Source organism: Bradyrhizobium sp. IC4060, from assembly GCF_020193715.1.
Classification (GTDB): Bacteria; Pseudomonadota; Alphaproteobacteria; order Rhizobiales; family Xanthobacteraceae; genus Bradyrhizobium; species Bradyrhizobium yuanmingense.
The window spans coordinates 545,185-564,522 of record NZ_JADYVJ010000001.1 but is presented as its reverse complement, the minus strand read 5'-3'; the positions used below and the strand labels follow the sequence as shown (position 1 = coordinate 564,522).

The 19,338-nt window shown below is 65.4% G+C and carries 18 protein-coding genes and 1 pseudogene; 5 read left to right on the top strand and 14 right to left on the bottom strand.

Annotation, left to right across the window (positions count from 1 at the left end; genetic code table 11):
- Positions 1-82: 82 nt before the first annotated feature.
- Positions 83-1,528 carry a DNA repair protein RadA gene (gene radA / locus I6F16_RS02780; RefSeq protein WP_036022683.1) on the bottom strand — a complete coding sequence of 482 codons (1,446 nt, stop codon included), beginning with the start codon at positions 1,526-1,528 and terminating at the stop codon, positions 83-85.
- A 226-nt stretch (positions 1,529-1,754) separates the two neighbouring features.
- On the opposite strand from radA, the gene I6F16_RS02775 reads away from it, so the two are divergent.
- Positions 1,755-2,867, top strand: coding sequence for an ABC transporter substrate-binding protein (locus tag I6F16_RS02775; RefSeq protein ID WP_225112281.1), 1,113 nt, complete (start codon positions 1,755-1,757; stop codon positions 2,865-2,867).
- The gene (locus tag I6F16_RS02770; protein ID WP_225112249.1) at positions 2,867-4,936 is read left to right on the top strand and encodes an EAL domain-containing protein; all 2,070 of its coding nucleotides are present in this window, start codon (positions 2,867-2,869) and stop codon (positions 4,934-4,936) included. Before I6F16_RS02775 ends, I6F16_RS02770 begins: the two co-directional genes overlap by 1 nt.
- 12 nt (positions 4,937-4,948) lie before the next feature.
- Here I6F16_RS02770 and I6F16_RS02765 read toward each other — a convergent pair whose 3' ends face one another.
- From I6F16_RS02765 to I6F16_RS02725, 9 genes and pseudogenes are all read right to left on the bottom strand, one after another.
- Complete coding sequence (locus tag I6F16_RS02765; RefSeq protein ID WP_225112250.1) at positions 4,949-5,674, bottom strand: sulfite exporter TauE/SafE family protein; 726 nt, start codon at positions 5,672-5,674, stop codon at positions 4,949-4,951.
- A gap of 57 nt (positions 5,675-5,731) precedes the next feature.
- A complete protein-coding gene (locus I6F16_RS02760; RefSeq protein WP_225112251.1) occupies positions 5,732-6,649 on the bottom strand; it encodes a ribokinase in 918 nt (305 codons plus the stop codon).
- Positions 6,650-6,661: 12 nt separating this feature from the next.
- Positions 6,662-7,108: a ribose 5-phosphate isomerase B gene (rpiB, locus tag I6F16_RS02755; protein ID WP_157284566.1), complete on the bottom strand. Its 447-nt coding sequence runs from the start codon at positions 7,106-7,108 to the stop codon at positions 6,662-6,664.
- Between the two features lie 72 nt (positions 7,109-7,180).
- A complete protein-coding gene (locus I6F16_RS02750) occupies positions 7,181-7,975 on the bottom strand; it encodes a transporter substrate-binding domain-containing protein (protein WP_036000770.1) in 795 nt (264 codons plus the stop codon).
- 20 nt (positions 7,976-7,995) lie between these two features.
- Positions 7,996-8,754: an amino acid ABC transporter ATP-binding protein gene (locus tag I6F16_RS02745; RefSeq protein WP_036000768.1), complete on the bottom strand. Its 759-nt coding sequence runs from the start codon at positions 8,752-8,754 to the stop codon at positions 7,996-7,998.
- Between the two features lies 1 nt (position 8,755).
- The gene (locus I6F16_RS02740; protein ID WP_225112252.1) at positions 8,756-9,424 is read right to left on the bottom strand and encodes an amino acid ABC transporter permease; all 669 of its coding nucleotides are present in this window, start codon (positions 9,422-9,424) and stop codon (positions 8,756-8,758) included.
- 7 nt (positions 9,425-9,431) lie between these two features.
- Complete coding sequence (locus I6F16_RS02735; RefSeq protein ID WP_036034066.1) at positions 9,432-10,115, bottom strand: amino acid ABC transporter permease; 684 nt, start codon at positions 10,113-10,115, stop codon at positions 9,432-9,434.
- Between the two features lie 10 nt (positions 10,116-10,125).
- A pseudogene (locus I6F16_RS02730) lies at positions 10,126-11,031 on the bottom strand (NAD(P)-dependent oxidoreductase); the annotation flags it as partial.
- Between the two features lie 48 nt (positions 11,032-11,079).
- Positions 11,080-11,820 (bottom strand): FadR/GntR family transcriptional regulator, encoded by a 741-nt coding sequence (locus tag I6F16_RS02725; protein WP_036000760.1) that lies wholly within the window; start codon positions 11,818-11,820, stop codon positions 11,080-11,082.
- 502 nt (positions 11,821-12,322) lie between these two features.
- Between I6F16_RS02725 and I6F16_RS02720 the strand changes: the two genes are divergently transcribed.
- Complete coding sequence (locus I6F16_RS02720; protein WP_036000861.1) at positions 12,323-13,099, top strand: potassium channel family protein; 777 nt, start codon at positions 12,323-12,325, stop codon at positions 13,097-13,099.
- Positions 13,100-13,274: 175 nt separating this feature from the next.
- On the opposite strand, the gene I6F16_RS02715 is transcribed toward I6F16_RS02720, so the two are convergent.
- Positions 13,275-14,045 carry an exodeoxyribonuclease III gene (locus I6F16_RS02715; protein ID WP_057028956.1) on the bottom strand — a complete coding sequence of 257 codons (771 nt, stop codon included), beginning with the start codon at positions 14,043-14,045 and terminating at the stop codon, positions 13,275-13,277.
- Between the two features lie 39 nt (positions 14,046-14,084).
- On the opposite strand from I6F16_RS02715, the gene I6F16_RS02710 reads away from it, so the two are divergent.
- On the top strand, positions 14,085-14,300 hold the full coding sequence (locus tag I6F16_RS02710) for a cysteine rich repeat-containing protein (protein ID WP_225112254.1): 216 nt from the start codon (positions 14,085-14,087) through the stop codon (positions 14,298-14,300).
- Positions 14,301-14,311: 11 nt separating this feature from the next.
- On the opposite strand, the gene alr is transcribed toward I6F16_RS02710, so the two are convergent.
- Positions 14,312-15,589: an alanine racemase gene (alr, locus tag I6F16_RS02705; protein ID WP_036034052.1), complete on the bottom strand. Its 1,278-nt coding sequence runs from the start codon at positions 15,587-15,589 to the stop codon at positions 14,312-14,314.
- Between the two features lie 54 nt (positions 15,590-15,643).
- Positions 15,644-17,149: a replicative DNA helicase gene (locus I6F16_RS02700; RefSeq protein ID WP_036000744.1), complete on the bottom strand. Its 1,506-nt coding sequence runs from the start codon at positions 17,147-17,149 to the stop codon at positions 15,644-15,646.
- A gap of 445 nt (positions 17,150-17,594) precedes the next feature.
- Between I6F16_RS02700 and I6F16_RS02695 the strand changes: the two genes are divergently transcribed.
- Positions 17,595-17,906, top strand: a complete 312-nt coding sequence (locus I6F16_RS02695) for a hypothetical protein (protein WP_225112255.1) — start codon at positions 17,595-17,597, stop codon at positions 17,904-17,906.
- 9 nt (positions 17,907-17,915) lie between these two features.
- Here I6F16_RS02695 and I6F16_RS02690 read toward each other — a convergent pair whose 3' ends face one another.
- Positions 17,916-19,166, bottom strand: a complete 1,251-nt coding sequence (locus I6F16_RS02690) for a cyclopropane-fatty-acyl-phospholipid synthase family protein (protein ID WP_225112256.1) — start codon at positions 19,164-19,166, stop codon at positions 17,916-17,918.
- Between the last annotated feature and the right edge of the window lie 172 nt (positions 19,167-19,338).

Below are 19,338 nucleotides of genomic sequence, written 5' to 3'. Positions count from 1 at the left end.
CCCGGCAAGGCCGCAACCACGCAATCCCATGCTGCTTTTGTGACGGCTGTATAGCGGCGGAGGCCTCCGGCGTCACCTCCACCTAACCCTCTCCGCGGCGGAATCTGGCCGGTGTGGCATTTTTCTCTGGCTGTGCACCGGATTCGCCCCGGCGGGAGCCCCGCGCTGCGATCTCGGCCACCAATGTCGTCAGGCTGTTCACCGCGTTCAGGGACAGTCCGGCATCGCCGCCCGCATCGCCCCGTGCCGATTCGGGCAGCACGGCGCGCTGGAAGCCGAGCTTTGCCGCTTCCTTGAGCCGGGCCGGGGTCTGCGCCACCGGGCGCACCACGCCCGACAGCGAGATTTCGCCGAAATAGACGGCATCGGTGGGTAACTGCGCATTAACCAGCGACGACACCAGGGCCGCGGCGGCGGCGAGGTCGGCCGCGGGCTCGTGGATGCGAAGGCCGCCGGCAACGTTCAGATAGACGTCGTGGCCGGACAGCTTGACCCCGCAATGGGCCTCCAGCACCGCCAGCACCATTGAGAGCCGGCTCGGATCCCAGCCGACCACGGCCCGGCGCGGGGTGCCGAGCGAGGTCGGGGCCACCAGTGCCTGCAATTCGACCAGCACGGGCCTCGTGCCCTCGATGCCGGCAAAGACCGCGGTGCCGGGCGTGCCGAGGTCGCGCTCGGACAGGAACAGCTCGGAGGGGTTGGTGACCTCGCGCAGGCCGAGGCCCGTCATCTCGAACACGCCGATCTCGTCGGTCGGTCCGAAGCGGTTCTTCACCGCGCGCAGGATGCGGAATTGCTGTGAGCCTTCGCCCTCGAACGACATCACCGCATCGACCATATGCTCGACCACGCGGGGGCCGGCGATCTGGCCGTCCTTGGTGACGTGGCCGACCAGGATGATGGCGGCCCCGGTCTTTTTGGCGAAGCGGATCAGCGCCTGCGCCGAGGCGCGCACCTGCGTCACCGTGCCAGGCGCCGATTCCACCGTGTCGGTCCACATGGTCTGGATCGAGTCGATCACGATCAGCCGGGGCACCGCGCCCTCCGACAGCGTCGAGACGATGTCCTCGACCGAGGTTTCGGCCGCGAGCTGCACCGGCGCGTCCGACAGCCCGAGCCGCTCGGCGCGCAGGCGCACCTGGGCGACCGCCTCTTCGCCGGAGATGTAGACGACGCGGTGGCCGGCGCGCGCGAGCAGGCTGGTCGCCTGCGTCAGCAGCGTCGACTTGCCGATTCCGGGATCGCCGCCGACCAGCAGCACCGAGCCGCGCACGAAGCCGCCGCCGGTGACGCGGTCGAGTTCGGTCATCCCCGAGGACAGGCGCGGCGCATCCGGGCTCTTGCCGGCGAGACTCTCCAGCGCGAAGGTCCTTCCTTTGCGCTTGGAGCGGATCGACACCGGCACGCTGCCGCTGGTGTCTTCTTCCGCCAGCGTATTCCACTCGCCGCAGGACTCGCACTTGCCCTGCCAGCGGTTATAGGCCGCGCCGCAGTTCTGGCAGACGAAGGACAGTGTGGATTTGGCCATGGGGAGCGCGAGTCGCGGGTTTCAGATGTGCTGATAGCACGGATTGGCAGGCCGATCGCCGGCGCTTCGAATATCTCAATTCGGCACGGGAGATATACCTTTCGTTAGCCCTGCGCCGCTGTGCCCGGTGCGATTTTGCCAATTCTTAGCGGACGTGGGTCCAATCTCGGAACCAATGGGGGCGGCGAAATTGACGAGATTCCTGCGAATATTGCTCGCGGCGGGCATGGCCTGCGGCGTCTTCGGGTCCGTTGGCGGTAGCATCGCGAAGCCCCTCAACATCGTCTTCGTCAATCCCGGCAAGTCCGGCGAGGTTTATTGGGACATGGTCGCGCAGACCATGCAGGCCGCCGGCCGCAAGCTCAATGCCCATGTCGAGGTGCTGACCAGCGAGCGGAACCACCGCACCATGCAGGAGCTCGGCTTCGGCGTGGTGGCCCGTCCCGACAAGCCCGACTTCCTCATCCTGTCGAATGAGGAATCTGCCGCCGTTCCCATCCTCGAGGCGGCCGAAGCCGCGGGCGTCAAGACGCTGCTGCTTTCGAACACGCTGATCGGCGAGGACGCGGTGCGCCTTGGACCGCCGAGGCAAAAGCTCAAGACCTGGCTCGGCGACATCACGACCGATCTTCAGACCGCGGGCGCGCGGATGGCCAATGCGCTGATCACGGCGGCGCGCGCCGAGAAATGGCAGAGCGCGGACGGCAAGATCCACATTCTCGGCATCGGTGGCGACGAGACCACGCCTGCCTCAATCGCCCGCAACGCCGGCCTCACGCTCGCGGTGGATGCTGCGTCCGACGTCGTGGTGGACCGCATGCTGTTCGCCAACTGGACGAAGTCCGAGGCCGAGCGGGTCACGGCAAATTACCTGAGCTGGGCCGCGCGCAAGCAGATCCGGCCCGCCGGGATCTGGGCCGGAAACGATCCGATGGCGCTCGGCGCGCTGCGCGCGGCGATCGCCGCCGGCCTCGTGCCCGGCGAGAACATCCAGGTGGTCGGCCTCAACTGGTCGGAGGATGCGCTGCGCGAGATCAAGGCGGGCCGCATGCTCCTGACCGATGGCGGGCATTTCCTGCTCGGCGGCTGGTCCGTCATTCTCCTGCGCGATTATGCCGATGGCTGCGATTTTGCAGCCGTCTCGCCCCGCGTCGAGGTCAAGACGTCGGCGATCACGCGCGACAATCTCGCTTCGGTCGGCGACCTCATCAAGACCCGTGCGTTCGACCGGATCGACTTCGCGCGGTTCCGGGCGAGGGCCGGGCGCTGCGGTCAATATGACTTTTCCCTCGATGCGCTCATCTCGTCGCTGCCGGTCGCCGAAGGCGTTGCCGACTGATGCGCAAGGATGAGGCGATGACCGAGCCGGATCGCAACGAGCAGGCAGCGCCGCCGCGCTTGCGCTCGGTCGTCCACGCGATGATCTGGGCCACCGTGCCCGTTCTGCTGCTGGTGCAATTGCTCGCCTCCGCCGGCGTCGAGGCATCGAGCTTCTGGTCGCAGCTCAGGCAACTCGACGCCCGCATGGCCCGCGTCGCCGAGAGCCGGGCCGAGCTGATCGCCGAGCCGCTCTGGAAGATGCGCTACGACCAGGTCACGGGCGTGCTCAACGAGATCATGCACGACGAGACCATTGCGGCGGCGGCCGTCTATGACGATACCGGCGCTGCGATCGCCCGCGTGGTCGCACGCCCCCAAGGCCAGTCGGTCGCCGAAGTCTCGCACCCGATCCACTACAGCAACGGCAATATGGCCGTTCAGGCCGGCCGCATCGCCATCGCCTATTCGCGTGCGACGCTGTACGCGGATGCGGGCAGCCGCCTGCTGCTGCTGCTCGTCGTCGGGCTCCTCGCAACGTTCGCGACCCTGATCGCCATGCGGATTTCCGCCAACATCTTCATCGGCCGGCCGCTCGCGGCCATGATGTCGGCGATCCAGCGCAGCAAGCAGGATGGCCGGGCCTATCCGGCCGACGTCACCTCCTCGAACGAATTCGGCCAGCTCGCGCGCGCTTTCAACGCCATGCAGCACACGACGTCGGGCGCGCTGGACCGGCTCGGGCACATGGCGACGCACGATCCGCTCACCGGGCTGCCGAACCGGCGCTCCCTGACCGAGCGCCTCGCCGTGACGAGCCAGAATGGAGGCGCGCCGGATACGCTGGTCGCGTTCTGCTTCATCGATCTCGACGACTTCAAGGGCATCAACGACACCTTCGGTCACGAGGCCGGCGATGCGTTCCTGGTCCAGATTTCGCAGCGCCTTCGTCGCGCGGTCGAAGCCGAGGATTGGGTCGCCCGGCTCGGCGGCGACGAGTTCGTCGTCATTCGCCCCGAGGTGAGCGACGAGCAGGCCGCGCACGCATTCGCTCAACGCGTGCTCGATGCCATTTCCGAGCCGATCCGCCTCCATGACAAGCAGGTGGTGCCGCGCGCCAGCATCGGCCTTGCCGTGCGCCACGCCGACGATCCGGAACTGTCGCATCTGCCGACGCTCGCCGACATCGCGCTCTATCACGCCAAGAGCAAGGCGCCCGGCACGGTCGCCGTGCTGGACGAAGCGCTTCAGCGCGACTATCGCCGCCGCAGGGATCTCGAGCTCGCAATTCCCACCGGCTTCGCCGAGGGCCAATTCGAGGTCTGGTACCAGAGCCAGGTCGATCTCGATAGCCATGAGGTCGTCGGTCTGGAAGCGCTGATCCGCTGGCGCCATCCCGAGCACGGCGTGATCGGCCCCGGCGAATTCCTGCCGCTGATCGAGCGCAGCGGGAACAATGCGCGGCTGACCCGCTACGTGCTGACCGATGCCTGCCGGGCCTTGCAGCAATTGGCCGCTGCGGGCAGGCCGCAGCTGCGGATCGCGATCAATCTGCCGCCGTCCGAGCTTGCCGACCACTCGCTCGCCGCCGAGCTGCGCGCGACCTGTGCGCGCTTCGGTGTCGCGGCATCGATGCTCGAGCTCGAGATCACGGAAGGGTCGCTGATCAACAACATCGCCAGCGCCTCCGAAACGCTGCATCGCCTGCGGCGCCTGGGAGCCACGATCGCGCTCGACGATTTCGGCACGGGCTACTCTTCGCTCGCCCATCTGCGCCGGTTTCCGCTCGACAAGGTGAAGATCGACAAGGCGTTCATCAGCGAGATCCCCGACAGCGCCGAGGACAAGGCCATTGTCGGCGTCATCGCCTCGCTCGCCGCCACGCTGGGACTGACATTGGTCGCCGAAGGCATCGAGCGCGCCGAGCAGGCGGAGGCCATGCGCGAGATCGGAGTGCGGCTCGGGCAGGGGTTCCTCTATCAGCGGCCGCAGCCACTCGAGGCCGTGCTGCAATGGCTCGACGGGCAGCCGGCCGTGGCGAGCCGCGTCGTCTCTGACGGCCCATCGATCACCCCCGAATTCGCTGTCTGAGTAGCGGCTGGGTCACGGCTGCGTTGCGGTCCAGAGCATCGAGAGCCCCGCCACGATCATGATCGCGTCCATCAGCAGGCGGAAGGTTTCCGGCCTCAGATGCAGCACGAAGCGCTTGGCGATGAAGGCGCCCGACATCAGCGAGGCGCCCGCGATCAGTCCCTTGATGAAGACCTCCCCGGCGAGCGCGCCGAAACGCTCGAAGGTCACCGACTTCGCGAAATAGAGCCCGAGCGAGGAGGCCGCTTCGGTGGCGAGGAACGCGCCCTTGGACAGGCCATAGAACAAGAACAACGGCACGCTGAGCGGCCCGGTCGAGACCACGATGCCGGTGAGATAGCCGATCAGCGCGCCGCCGATGGCGAGATGCCAGAGATTGGCCTTGAGCTCGTGCCGCGCCAGAAAGTGCCGCACCGGCACCATCGCGATCAGGAAGAGGCCGATGGTGAGATCGACGGCATGCGAGGGCAGTGCCAGCAGCGTCCGCGCGCCGAGCGCCGCCGCCGGGATGCCTGTGACCGAATAGGCCGCGCAGGCCCGCCAATCGACCTCGCGCCACCAGGCCAGGATCCGCGAAAAATTCGCCATGACGGAGGCCACCGCCATGATCGGCACGGCCTCCTTCGGCCCATAGGCATAGACCAGCACCGGCATCAGCATGATCGACGAGCCGGTGCCGACGATGCCGGAGATGGTGCCGGCGACGAGGCCGACGGCGAGGACGAAGAGAAAGGCCAAAACAGCCTCCAGGAATCGGGAGAGTTTAGCCGCGGGCAGCGATGCGGGCGATCAGTCCTACGCGAGGGAGCCCATCGCGCTGCGCATGGGCATGCCGGTCTGGGCGCCGGCCTTGAGGCATTTCAAAGCCGCCGCTTCGCAACTCACTTCGAGCGCGCGTTGCAGCGACACGCCTTCGCTGATCATCGCCGCAAAGGCGCCGACGAAGGTGTCGCCGGCGCCGGTCGTGTCCACCGGCGTGATGCGCTGGGCGGGCGCCCGCAGGCGGGTGCCTTCCGCCGTCACGGCGAGCGCGCCTTGTGCGCCGGCGGTGACAATGCAGGTGAGGTTGCCGGACTTCGCGAGTCCGGCGCTTGCGGCTTCGTAGTCGGCGGACGCCAGGCCGATGGCGGTGGCGGCGTCGCGCGCCTCGTGCTCGTTGACGAGGAGATAGTCGGTGACGGCGAGAAGCTCCGTGACCATCTCACGCGTCATCTGCTCCGGAACGGGTGCAAGGTTCCAGATAACGGTGCCGGAGGCCGCGGCGGTTCTTCGGGCAGCTTCCAGCGCGTGCGCAAAGGGCACCTCCATCTGAAGCACTAGCACGGTGTCCAAATTGAACAGCTCGCTCGCAAGATCGCCGGCACGCGCCGTCATGTTGGCGCCGCTCGCCACCGTGATTGCGTTCTCGCCGGCCTGATCGACGGTGATGAAAGCGCAGCCGGTCGGCTCGTCGGCTCTGATGACGCGGTCGGCGTCGACGCCGTTGGCTCTGAGGTTCTCGATCGCGCTGTCGCCAAATCCGTCCCGGCCGACGCGGCCAGCCATGCTCACGCGTCCAGGCCCGGCGATCCGCGCGGCGGCAACGGCCTGATTGGCACCCTTGCCGCCGAAATGCGTCCGGTAGGACGGCGCCAGCACCGTTCGGCCGGGACCTGGAATCACCGGGACCTGCGCGACCAGATCGATGTTTAGCGATCCGAACACCAGGATCATGGCGGAGAGCCCTCAGCCTTCCTCGTCCATGACGCGCAGCTTCTCGACGCGGCGACGGAAATCCTCGTCGGTGGAGAATTCGGCGGACAGGTACGACGACACGAGATCGACAGCGAGCCAGGCGCCGACGATCTGCGCGCCGATGCACATGACGTTGACGTCGTCATGCTCGACGCTCTGATGCGCGGAGTGGACGTCGTGGCAGACCGCGGCGCGGATGCCCTTCATCTTGTTGGCGGCGATCGAGGCGCCAACGCCGGTGCCGCACACCATGATGCCGCGCGCGGCTTCGCCCGACGTCACCTTCGCCGCCACGGCGCGGGCGATGTCGGGGAAATCCACCGGCTTGTCGTCATAGGAGCCGACGTCGATGACGTCGTGGCCGAGCTTGCGGATGTGGTCGATGACGGTCTGTTTGAGCGGCCAGCCGGCGTGGTCGGATCCGATGACGAGACGCATTCTTTGTCCTTCTTGATCTTTGCATTGATCGTGACAGCCGCGCGCGGCTGTCACGATGTCTTTCCCCGTGGTTCAGCTGCGCATGTCCGCCGGCAGATCGACGCCGTGGAATTTCTTGTAGATGGCGTTGAGCTTGCCGTTCTTGACGTTGTCGGTGATCCAGGCGTTGAGCTTGTCCATCAGCGGCTGCTCACCCTTCTTCAGGCCGATCGCGAGGTCGAAGGTCGCCAGCGGAATCCGGGACTCGAACACGCGCGAGGGATTCTTCACGCCGATCTGGTTGATGATTGTCGCGGACGAGCCGACGCAGTCGACCTGGCCCGACACCGCCGCCGTCACCATGGTGGCATCGTCGTCATAGCGCGCGATCTTGAGGTCCTTGTCCTTCATGTTGGACAAGGTTGTGTCCTGCGTGGTGCCGCGCGAGACGCCGATCGACTTGTCCTTCAGGTCCGGCCAGTCCTTCACGGTCGACGATTTCAGGCAGCCGACGTCGGATTGCAGCGTCGCATAGCGCTTGGTGAAGTCGATCACCTTGGCACGCTCGGCCGTCACCGACAGGGTCGAGATGATGATGTCGGCCTTGCCGGTCAGGACGTTCGGGATGCGGGTCGCACCGGTGGTCTGGATGAATTCCAGCTCGAGGCCCCAATCCTTGGCGAGCATCTGCGCCACTTCGACATCGGAGCCCGTCGGCTTCATGGTGGAATCCATCATGCCCGAGGGCGGGATGGCGAGGTCGGTCGATATGCGGATCTTCTTCGCCTTCATGATGTCGTCGAGCAGATCGGCCGACGCGGGCGTTGCCGCCATCATGATGAGGCCGCACAACGCGGCGGCAGTCCCCAGCACCATTCTGTTGGTCATCCCTTGGTTCTCCTCTCCTGTTATGATTTTAGGTTCCCCGTCCCCACGAATTGCGTGAGTTCGGGCGTGGTCGGCGACGTCAGGATCGAGGCAGGTCCGGTCTCGTGGACCTTGCCTCGATGCATGAACACGATCCGGTCGGCGATGCCCTTGGCGAAGCCCATTTCGTGGGTAACCATCACCATGGTCATGCCGTCAGCCGCGAGCTGTTCGATCACCTTCAGCACTTCGCCGGTGAGTTCGGGATCGAGCGCGGAGGTGACCTCGTCGAACAGCATCACCTTCGGCTGCATGGCGAGCGAGCGGGCGATTGCGGCGCGCTGCTGCTGGCCGCCCGAGAGCTGCTCGGGATAGGCGTGCAGCTTTTCATCCAGCCCGACCTGCGCCAGAACTTTTCGTGCGAGATCCTTGGCCTGCGACGTCGCCATGCCCTTCACCGCGCAGGGCGCGAGCGTGATGTTCTGCTCGATGGTGAGGTGCGGAAACAGATTGTAGCTCTGGAACACGATGCCGACGTCCTGGCGTAGCGCACGCAAGTTCACGTCGGGACGGTCGACGCGATGCCCGCAGACCACGATCTGGCCGCCGTCGACCTTCTCGAAGCGGTCGATGCAGCGCAGCGCCGTGCTCTTGCCGGAGCCGGAGCGGCCGATCAGGGCGAGCACCTCGCCACGTGCAACGGCAAAGGAGACGCCGTCGAGCACGCGGAGCGCGCCAAAGCTCTTCTGCACGTTGTGGAGCGACACGATCGGTTCGGAGGAGGGGGCGTTTTGCTGCATGTCAGGCTGGCGCGAGGTTGGACCTGCCACGTCCCATCCGCCGTTCCAGCCTCTGGCTGAACAGCGACAGGGGATAGCACATGGCGAAGTAGGTGACGGCGATGATGGCGTAGATGGCGAACGGTTCGAACAGCGAGTTGTTGACGATCTGGCCCGAGCGCATCAGCTCGACGAAGCCGACCACGGACGCGAGCGAGGTGTTCTTGATGATCTGCACCATGAAGCCGACGGTCGGCGGCGTCGCGATGCGGATCGCCTGCGGCAGGATCACCTTGACCATGCGCTGGGTGCGGCTCAGCGCCAGGCCTTCGGCGGCCTCCCATTGCGGCTTCGGCACAGACTGGATGCACCCGCGCCAGATCTCGCCGAGATAGGCGGCGACGTAGAGCGTCAGCGAGGCACCGGCCGCGACCAGCGGCGAGACCTTCAGGCCGATCGCGGCAAGACCGAAATAGCCGAGGAACAGGATGACGAGCAGCGGCGTGCCCTGGATCAACTGGACATAGATCGCACTGGCGAGCCGCACCGATTTCAGCGGCGAGATGCGCGCCAGTGCGATCACGAAGCCGACGATGCCGCCGCCGATCAGCGCGATCAGCGACAGACCAATGGTCCACAGCGCGCCCTGGCCGAGGAACATCAGGTGATTGACGTTGAGATGTCCGCCCATGGTCATCTCACAACGGCGTGCCGAGCCGGCGCCGGCGCGGAAACAGGAGGAGGCCGAGGCCCCAGAAGCCGGCACGCATCACCAGCGACAGGATGACGTAGAGCACGGCGACGATGATGTAGGTCTCGAACGCGCGATAGGTGTCCGACTGGATGTAGTTGGCGATCGCGGTGAGCTCCTCGGCCGAGATCTGCGAGCAGACCGAGGAGGCCAGCATCAGGAGCACGAACTGGCTCGTGAGCGCAGGATAGACCTTCTCGACCGCCGGCAGCAGGATGATGTGCCAGTAGATCTGGAAGCGCGACAGCGCCAGCCCCTCGGCGGCCTCGATCTGCCCGCGCGGGATCGCCTCGAAGCCGGCCCGCATGATCTCAGCGGTATAGGCGCCGACATTGATGGTCAGCGCCGCCACCGCCACCGTGAAGGCGGAGTATTTCAAGCCGAGGCTGGCGAGGCCGAAATAGACCAGGAAGATCTGCACCAGCAGCGGGGTGTTGCGGATGGTCTCGACATAGACTTTGCAGGCACCTGCAATCAGCGAATTGTGTGTGCCGCGTCCGACCGCCGCGAGCGTGCCGAGCAAAGCGCCTAGCACGGTCGCGAAGAATGCCAACTCGAGCGTGAGGACGGCGCCGGCCAGAAAGCTCGGCCAACGCTCCAGCACTGCGGGAAAGTCGAGTTGGAGGCTCATCGTTCCAGGGTCAGCCGGTGGTCTGGTTGGTCATGCGGTCATAGACGCGGAACAGCGCCTGGTTGCCGTTGCTGCCTTCGCCATGGGCGCGCGCATCGACATATTGGCTGGTGACGAGCGCGGTGCCGGCTAGGGGCACGTTCAGGGCCTGTGCGTGCTCCTGCACCAGGCGAAGGTCTTTGAGCTGCAGATCGATCCGGAAGCCCGCGGAGACGTCGCCGGCGATCATCGCGGGGCCGAGCTTGTCGAGCATCCAGGAAGCGGCGGAGCCGCCGAGCAGCACCCGGCGCAGCAGGTTGAGATCGAGGCCCGAAGCGCGGCCGAGTGCGAGCGCCTCGCAGATCGCCTGGATGTTGATGCCGCAGATCAGCTGATTGCAGAGCTTGACGGTCTGGCCGGCGCCGGATGCGCCGACATGGGTGATGGTCGTGCCCATCGCGCGGAAGAACGGCTCGGCCTTGGCGAACGTGTCCGCATCGCCGCCGGCCATGATCGAGAGCGCGGCGTTCCTGGCGCCCACCGGCCCGCCGGAGACCGGCGCGTCGATGAAGCCGACGCCTGTCTTCTGCAGGTCCGAATGGATGCGGCGGACGGCAACCGGCGAGATCGTGCTCATGTCGACGATCAGCTTGCCCGGCGGCGGGAAATTCAGCAGGCCCTGCTCGCCGTAGATCGTCGCCTCGACGTGCGGCGTGTCGGGCAGCATGGTGATGACGATATCGGTGCCTTGCGCGGCATCGGCAGGGCTTTTGGCACGCGTCGCGCCTTCCTTGACGCTGTCGGCCAGCGCGGCTTCGTTCAGATCGAAGACGCGGACCGCGTGGCCCGCCGCCTGCAGGTTGCGCACCATCTCCCGCCCCATCGTGCCGATGCCGATGAAGCCGACCTTGCCCTTGTCGTTCCGTCCCATGTCGTCAGTCCGTTTCTTGTTTGATTGGCGTCTTGATTGAAGGGCTGTGCGCGATCAGCCCGAGGCACTGGTCTTGTCGATGTCGCCGACGACGGCGCGTCTGCGGTATTCGTCGCCGATGGCGAAATGCTTGCGCAGCGTCGCATCCGCGCGCTCGGGATCGCGCGCAATGAGGGCTTCGAAGATGCGGCGGTGATCGTCGACAAGGTAGGTCTTCATCGACGGGAAGGCCTGCACCAGCTCGCGGCGGCTGCGATGCGAATGTGTCAACAGGCCCGCCATGGAGGCGTGCAGCACGCTCAGCGTCTCCGAATGTGAGGCGACGACGATCGCGCGGTGGAAGTCGAAATCGGCCATGCCGCCGGCATCGGCTTCGTCGATGGTCTCGCCGATCTTCGTCAGCGCGCGCTGCAGCCGTTCGAAATCGGCGATGTTGGCGCGCTCGCAGGCGAGCCGGATCGCCTGGCATTCGATCGCGACGCGCGCCTGCATGACGTCCTCGAGCATGTCGGCCTGCTGGGCGAGGGCGAAGGTGAAGAAGTCGTTCAGCACCGAGACATCTGGCCGCGTCACGACGGTGCCGATGCGGTCGCGGATCTCGACGATCCCGAGGACGGTGAGGGCGCGCAGCGCCTCGCGGACGATTGGCCGGCTGACGCCGAGCAGAGTGGCGAGCTCGCGCTCCGAAATCAGGCGGTCGCCCGGCCTGAGCGAGCCGGTAAGCAGGCGCTCGCGCAGGAAGGCAAACACCTTCTCGAACCCCTTTTCGCCGTCGGCGGCTCGCTTGAACTCCATCCCCGTCTCTTGGTCTGATCGTGGTCAGACCAGTATGCTTACCAGGCCGCGGAGGTCAAGAGGCTTCCCTCCGAGGGATCAGCGGGGCGAACTCGATCGCGGGGCACCGCAATGAGGAGGTTTCATGGCGCCGCCGCCGGCTCGGTTTGCATCTTTCGTCTGACGGCTCAGCCTTGAACGTTCCGACCGGCTCTCCTCGCGTGCTCCTGATGTTCGACGCAAGGAGCTCCAGTTGGCTCGCCAGAGCGAGATAGGCGTTGGAAACGCTCATAAGCACATTGGCGAGGCGCTTCGCCGATGTGGCATCATTCGCGCGCGCTCGATATTGCTCCGCAAGCTTGCGACAATCGTCGGGTTTGAGCATTCAGCCCCCAAAGAGAGCTGAACACCGCGTCGCGGTCCGGGTTCCTAATCGCGAGGCCCACTCTAGCTATACAGACGTCGTCGGTTGCGGCATACGCTCCGAGTTGCCATCATCCGTGCAAACCGCGATCATGGTGCAGTGACCCTCACGTCTCTCAAAAGCAACGTCCGACTCCTTTACGAGGGCGCAACGCCGGACGGCGTGCGCTTCCGTTATGCGCTGCTCATCTTCGATATCGTGACGGTGCTGTTCATTATTGCGACCTCGTTCCTGCCGCCCAGTGACATCGTCGAGACGCTCGACGTCCTGTTCGGCGTTATTCTGCTGGCCGACTTCTCCGCCCGGCTCCTGGTCGATCGGCATCCGTTTCAAAAATTCACCCAGCTCGCGACCTGGGCTGACATGGTCGCGATCGTATCCTTCCTGGCGCCGCTTGCCGGCGAGGCGGGCGGTTTTCTCCGGATCCTGCGAACGCTGGGGCTGCTTCGCGACTACCAGATGCTGGTGAGGCTGCGCATCGATTCCCCGTTCTTTCGTCGCAACGAAGAGGTCATCTTCGCCGTCACGAACCTCGCCGTTTTCATCTTCGTCATGACCGGGATCGTGTACGAGACCCAGAAGTTTCGCAACGACGAGATCCGGAACTATGCCGATGCCCTGTATTTCACCGTCACGGCGCTGACGACGACCGGCTTCGGCGACATCACGCTGGCGGGTACGTTCGGTCGTCTGATCACCGTCGTGATCATGATTTTCGGCGTGACGCTGTTCTTCAATCTCGCCCGCGCGCTCCTCAGTCCCCACAAGGTGCGGTTTCCATGCCCGACGTGCGGGCTCCAGAGGCACGATGCCGATGCGGTGCATTGCAAGGCTTGCGGCACCGTCCTCAACATTCCCGATGAAGGGGCGATCTGAAGAGCCCTCGGCGCCACGTGGACGCCTTCGATGGTGACATCATGCCAGTGTTTTGCCCGACGGATCAACTTTGATTTCGGTTTACCCGCAAGTCATTGAGCGGACTGGGGCCAGCTACTGTGCATGGGGTTGTTTTCAGGTTTTATCGGGCGGCCCGCTGCTGACTGCGTTTGGGTCACCGCAACACCACCCACGCCGGCGCGTGATCGCTAGCGCCGTCCTCGCCGCGGATCTTCTTGTCGACGCCGGCTTTGGCGAGGCGCGGGGCGAGGGCAGGGCTGAGCAGGAGATGGTCGAGCCGCAGGCCCGCATCGCGTGGCCAGCGGTTCCGCTTGTAGTCCCAGAACGTGTAGATGCGCTCGTCCGGATGCAGCTCGCGGATCGCGTCGCACCAGCCTTGCTCGACCAGCGCGGCAAAGGCTGCGCGGCTCTTCGGCTGGATCAGCGCATCCTTGTCCCATGAGCGCGTCGGATAGATGTCGATCTCGGTGGGCGCAACATTGTAGTCGCCGGCGAGCACCACCGGCAGGTCCTGCTTGATGAAGGTGTTGGCGTGCCGCCGCAGCCGCGCGAACCAGTCGAGCTTGTAGTCGAATTTCGGTCCCGGCTGCGGATTGCCGTTGGGCAGATAGATGCTGGTGACGATGACGCCGCGCACCGCGGCCTCGATGTAGCGCGCTTCGAGATCCGCAGGCTTTCCCGGCAAGCGGTCGCGCGTCAGCACGGGCTCGGCATTGCGGGCGAGGATGGCGACGCCGTTCCAGGTCTTTTGTCCACGCCACACCGCGCCATAGCCGGCCCTTTCGATGGCGGCCGCCGGAAATTCGCCATCACTAGCCTTCAACTCCTGAAGCGCGACGACATCGGGCTTCGCCATTCGCAGCCATGCCAACAGATTGGGCAGGCGGCGGTTGATGTTGTTGATGTTGAATGTCGCGATCTTCATCTAGAGCTACCGGCTCTGCCTTTCGTCCCCGGAGATACAATGTCCAAACTGAGCTTTGCCGCTACCGCCTTCGTCGTCGCGCTCTCCGGGGCCACGGCACAGTCAGCCGAAACGCGCGGCGCGTGCAAGGCTGACTACGACAAATTCTGCGCCGGCATCGCGCCGGGTGGCGGCATCGTCGCCTGTCTCAACGCCAAGCGCGACCAGCTCAGCGCCACCTGCAAGACGGCGCTGGACAGCAGAAAGAAGAAGTAGGTGCGGATGGTTTAACTTGGCAGCGGCGGCAACGCCGACGGCTGTTCGATCGACGGTGGGGAAGGCGGCTGCCCCGCGTTCGAGGCGGGCTCCGGCTTCGTCAGCGGCTCCTCGACATTGCCACCCTTGTAGACGCGGGCATAGCGGCGGCCGAGGCTGGTCAGCACTTCATAGCCGATCGTGCCGAAATGGTGCGCGAGCTCGTCGACGGTGATGCCTTCGCCGAGCAGCGTCACCATGTGGCCGCGCCGCACCGCGTTCGGCGGCAGATCGGTGATGTCGATCGCGATCAGGTCCATGGAGATGCGGCCCGCGACAGGGCAGCGCTTGCCGGCCACGATGACATCGGCGCCGCGGGTGCCGTCATTGGAGCTGGCGGCGCGGAAATAGCCGTCGGCATAGCCGACCGCGATGATCGCCAGTTTCGTCGGCCGCCGCGCGGTCCAGGTGCCGCCATAGCCGACGGTCTCGCCGCGCTCGATGCTGCGGATCTGCACGATGCGCGCCTTGAGGTCGACGACCTGCTGCATGGGATTGTCGGCCTCCGGCGTCGGGTTGACGCCGTAGAGCGCAGCTCCCGGGCGCACCAGGTCGAACTGGAAGGGCGCGCCGAGGAAGATGCCGGAGGAGTTGGCGAGCGCCGCCGGCACGCCTGTGAACTCGCTGGCGATGCTGCGGAAGGTCGCGAGCTGTCTGGCATTGATCGGGCTGTTGAGCTGCTCGGCCGAGACCAGATGGCTCATCACCAGCGTGATGCCGTGATCGCCGGCGTTGATGCGGGGGATGATGGCCTGCGCCTCCGAAAGCGTCAGCCCGAGCCGGTTCATGCCGGTGTCGATGTGAACAGCGGCGCCCCCGTTCCAGCCGGTGCGGCGGCAGAACACGTCCCATTCGGCGAGCTCGTTGAGATCGCCGATCACCGGACGGCAATTGATCTTGGCGTAGTGCTCGCCGGTGTTCTGGAAATAGCCGCCGAGCACGTAGATCGTGGGCTCCGGAACGGCGGCGCGCACCTTGCGGGCTTCCTCGATGGTGGCGACGAAGAAGGTCTTGCAACCGGCTTTGCTCAGGGCGCGCGACACCTGCTCGGCGCCGCAGCCATAGGCGTCGGCCTTGATCACCGCCGAACATTCGGCCGGCACCGCGGTCTTCTCGAGCTTGCGCCAATTGGCGATGATCGCATCGAGATCGACGGTCAGCACGCCGCCGAAGGCGGCGAGCGCGGCAGCCTGGTTGGCCTCCGGGGAGAGTGGGCCGGATTGCGGGATCGATTTCGGGGCGGACGCCATTGTCATGGCGTCGTTTTACGCAAGAGACGGGCCCCGTTCAACCCGGGGAACAATCTAGTAGTCGCTGCGGTCCGGCAGTTGGCCGTCATGCGCGAGGTCGCCGAAGCGCGTGACCGAGGCATCGAAGTGCAGCTCGACGGTGCCGGTCGGACCGTGGCGCTGCTTGCCGATGATGACTTCGGCGCGGCCCACGGTGCGTTCCATGTCGGCCTGCCATTTGGCATGCTCTTCGGTGCCGGGGCGCGGCTCCTTCATGGCGAGGTAATATTCCTCGCGGAACACGAACAGCACGACGTCGGCGTCCTGCTCGATCGAGCCGGATTCACGCAAGTCCGACAGCTGCGGCCGCTTGTCGTCGCGCGATTCCACCTGACGCGAGAGCTGCGACAGCGCGATCACGGGAACGTTGAGCTCCTTGGCCAGCGCCTTCAGGCTGGTCGTGATCTCCGTGATTTCCTGCACGCGGCTGTCGCTGGCGCGCTTGCCCGAGCCCGACAGCAGCTGGATGTAGTCGATCACCAGGAGATCGAGGCCCTTCTGGCGCTTGAGCCGGCGCGCGCGCGCCATCAGCTGCGCGATGGAGAGGCCGCCGGTGGCGTCGACGTAGAACGGCAGCGACTGCAGCTCGATCGAGACCTGCCGGATCTTCTCGAAATCGGCTTCCGTGATGCCGCCGCGGCGGATGTGGGAGGAGGGAATGCCGGTGCGCTCGGCCACGATACGCGTGGCGAGCTGGTCGGCCGACATTTCGCAGGAGAAGAAGCCGATCACGCCGCCATTGGCGGCCTTCATGGTGCCGTCGGCCTGAAGCTCCGGCACGTAGGCCTGCGCGACGTTGTAGGCGATGTTGGTCGCCAGCGACGTCTTGCCCATGCCGGGGCGTCCCGCGACGATGATGAGGTCGGAATGCTGCAGGCCGCCCATCTTGGTGTCGAGGTCGCGCAGGCCCGTCGAAATGCCCGACAGCTTGCCGTCGCGCTGGAATGCCTTGGCCGCGAGATCGACCGCGACCGTGAGCGCCTGCGAGAATTTCTGGAAGCCGCCGTCATAGCGGCCGGACTCGGCGAGCTCGTACAGCTTGCGCTCGGCGTCCTCGATCTGCGCCCGCGGTTGGAAGTCGACCGGGGCGTCATAGGCGACGTTGACCATGTCCTCGCCGATGCCGATCAGGTCGCGGCGCAACGACAGATCGTAGATGGTGCGGCCATAGTCCTGGGCGTTGATGATGGTGGTGGCTTCGGCCGCAAGCCGCGCCAGGTATTGTCCGATGGTCATGCCGCCGACATCGGTATCGGCCGGCAGGAACGTCTTCAGCGTGACCGGGGTGGCGATCTTGCCCATCCGGATCAGGCTGCCGGCGGTCTCGAAGATGGTCTGGTGCAGCGGCTCGAAGAAGTGCTTGGCCTCCAGGAAGTCGGAGACGCGGTAGAAGGCGTCGTTGTTGACCAGGATTGCGCCCAGAAGGCTCTGTTCCGCCTCGATATTGTGCGGTGCGCTCCGATAGGCGGGAGTTCCGGCATCGGGCGCGAGTTTGAGAACGTTCGAATCAGTCAGTGCCATGGTCGGACGTGCTTAGCAATTTTCTTGGGCGGATGCGGGGCCGGGATAAAGCGCCGCCGCAGGTCAAAGCGGAAGCAAAAGCTGACCGCTATCAACCGCTCAGTTAAAATGGTGGATGATTAGCAGTCGCAGCACGCGCCGCGCTTGACTGGATTTTGGCGGAGCTCGCTCGGCGCAGAGGGCTGTGATCGCGCCGCGGAAAAATCCTGAAACCCGTGAACCCTGGGGGCTGACGCGCAGACCTACCGAGAGGCGCGCAAAATGACGCACGCTGACCGATTCGGCTCGGCTTCAGACCAGCAGGAGGTAGACCAGCGCAACCAGAGCCGCCCCAACGCCGGTGACGATCAGGGCGTAATCGGTGCGGAGGTCGTCCTGCACGTCGAATGAGGTTTGGGTCTCTTTGCTCATGGCGACGGTCTAAGCCAGGCCCGACCAGACTTCTGTGAACCAGATCACATCTCCCCGGATTCTTTCGGGTGTCATGTCGGAACAGGCGGATGGGCAGGGGATTATCTCATTCCCCGCCAACAGGGATACGAGGCGAGCGATGCAGCCAGAACGGCAGCACCAGAACTGGCGAAGCGAGGCAGGCAGCCGGCTTTGGCTGTCGGGGCTGATCGCGGCTATGAAGCACGCGGAGCGGCCCGAGGTACGTCGCCAGCCGGTCGCCCCCGAAATCCTGCTGGAATTGCGGGCGCAATTGGCGTTAACGGCGTCTTTCCGGACGTCCGGGATTTCGACCCTGCGTCACTAGGATCCGGACCTATTCACCAGCCAGCTTGAGCTTCGGCATGGCCGCGCCCTCCCGGGCCCGCAGCCGGGCTTCTTCCTGCGGGATATAGTCGCGGGTCATCGGCACCACGCCCTGGCGACGGGTGATCTGGATCTGGAAGTTCATCATGGCTTGCTTGCGGAACGTCATCTCGCAGGCCGCGAGGTAAAATTCCCACATCAAGGCGAAGCGCTCGTCGTAGAGCTGCACGGCTTCCTCGCGCCGCGCCATGAACCGCTCGCGCCAGGCCTTCAGCGTCTCGGCGTAGTGCAGGCGCAGAATCTCGATGTCGCAGACCAGCAGGCCCGCGCGCTCGATCGCCGGCAGCACCTCCGAGAGCGCGGGAATGTAGCCGCCGGGGAAGATGTATTTGGCGATCCACGGATTGGTCGAATCCGGGCCCTGCGAACGGCCGATCGAATGCAGCAGCATGACGCCGTCTTCCTTCAGCAGCTCGGCGCAGCGCTGGAAGTAGGCGTCGTAGAACCTCGCCCCGACATGCTCGAACATGCCGACGGAGACGATGCGGTCGAACGTACCTTCGACGTCGCGATAATCCTGGAGCTGGAATCTGGCCGAGCCCGTCAGGCCCTTTTCGGCGGCGCGCGCATTGGCGACCTCCAGCTGCTCGGTCGACAGCGTGATGCCGGTGACGTCGGCGCCCGCGATCTCGGCGAGATAGAGCCCGAGGCCACCCCAGCCGGAGCCGATGTCGAGCACGCGCTGGCCATTGCTGACGAGAAGCTTCGCCGCGATGTGCCGCTTCTTGGCAAGCTGCGCGTCGTCCAGCGACATCTCGGGCGTCTCGAAATAGGCGCAGCTATATTGCTTGTCGGCATCGAGAAACAGCGAATAGAGCCGGCCGTCGAGATCGTAATGATGAGCGACGTTTTGACGGGAGCGCGGGCGGGGATTGAACTGCTTGAGGTGCCGCGTCAGGTAGCGCAGGTGCCACCACGGCTTTGCCCACTGCGGCAATGGGTCGGGTTGATCGAGCAGGATCGCGAGGGCATCAGCTATGGTGCCGCGCTCGACCACGAACTCGCCGTTCATGTAGGCCTCGCCCAGCCCCAGCTCGGGATTGACGAGGACCCTCCGCTCGGAGTCGGCGGTGACGAAGCGGACCGCGACCGGCTCGCCGGAGCCGTCGCCGACGGTGAACTTCGACCCGCTCGCGCTGGTCACCGTCAACGACCCGCGGCGGATGAATTGGGACAGAAATCGACGCAACAATCGGTCCATCGGCAATCCTCTCGAGCGAACCCGAAAGATGCGACTACCCGGCCTTTATAACTGACGCCCAGGCGCCGCAGCGGTTCCTATGCGTTTGCATTCAAATCTAGCGAGCCGGTTCCGGCTGCGCTATTGCACTGTGTTCAAAGTAGATATTCGAAAACCGCTTAATCACATCCTT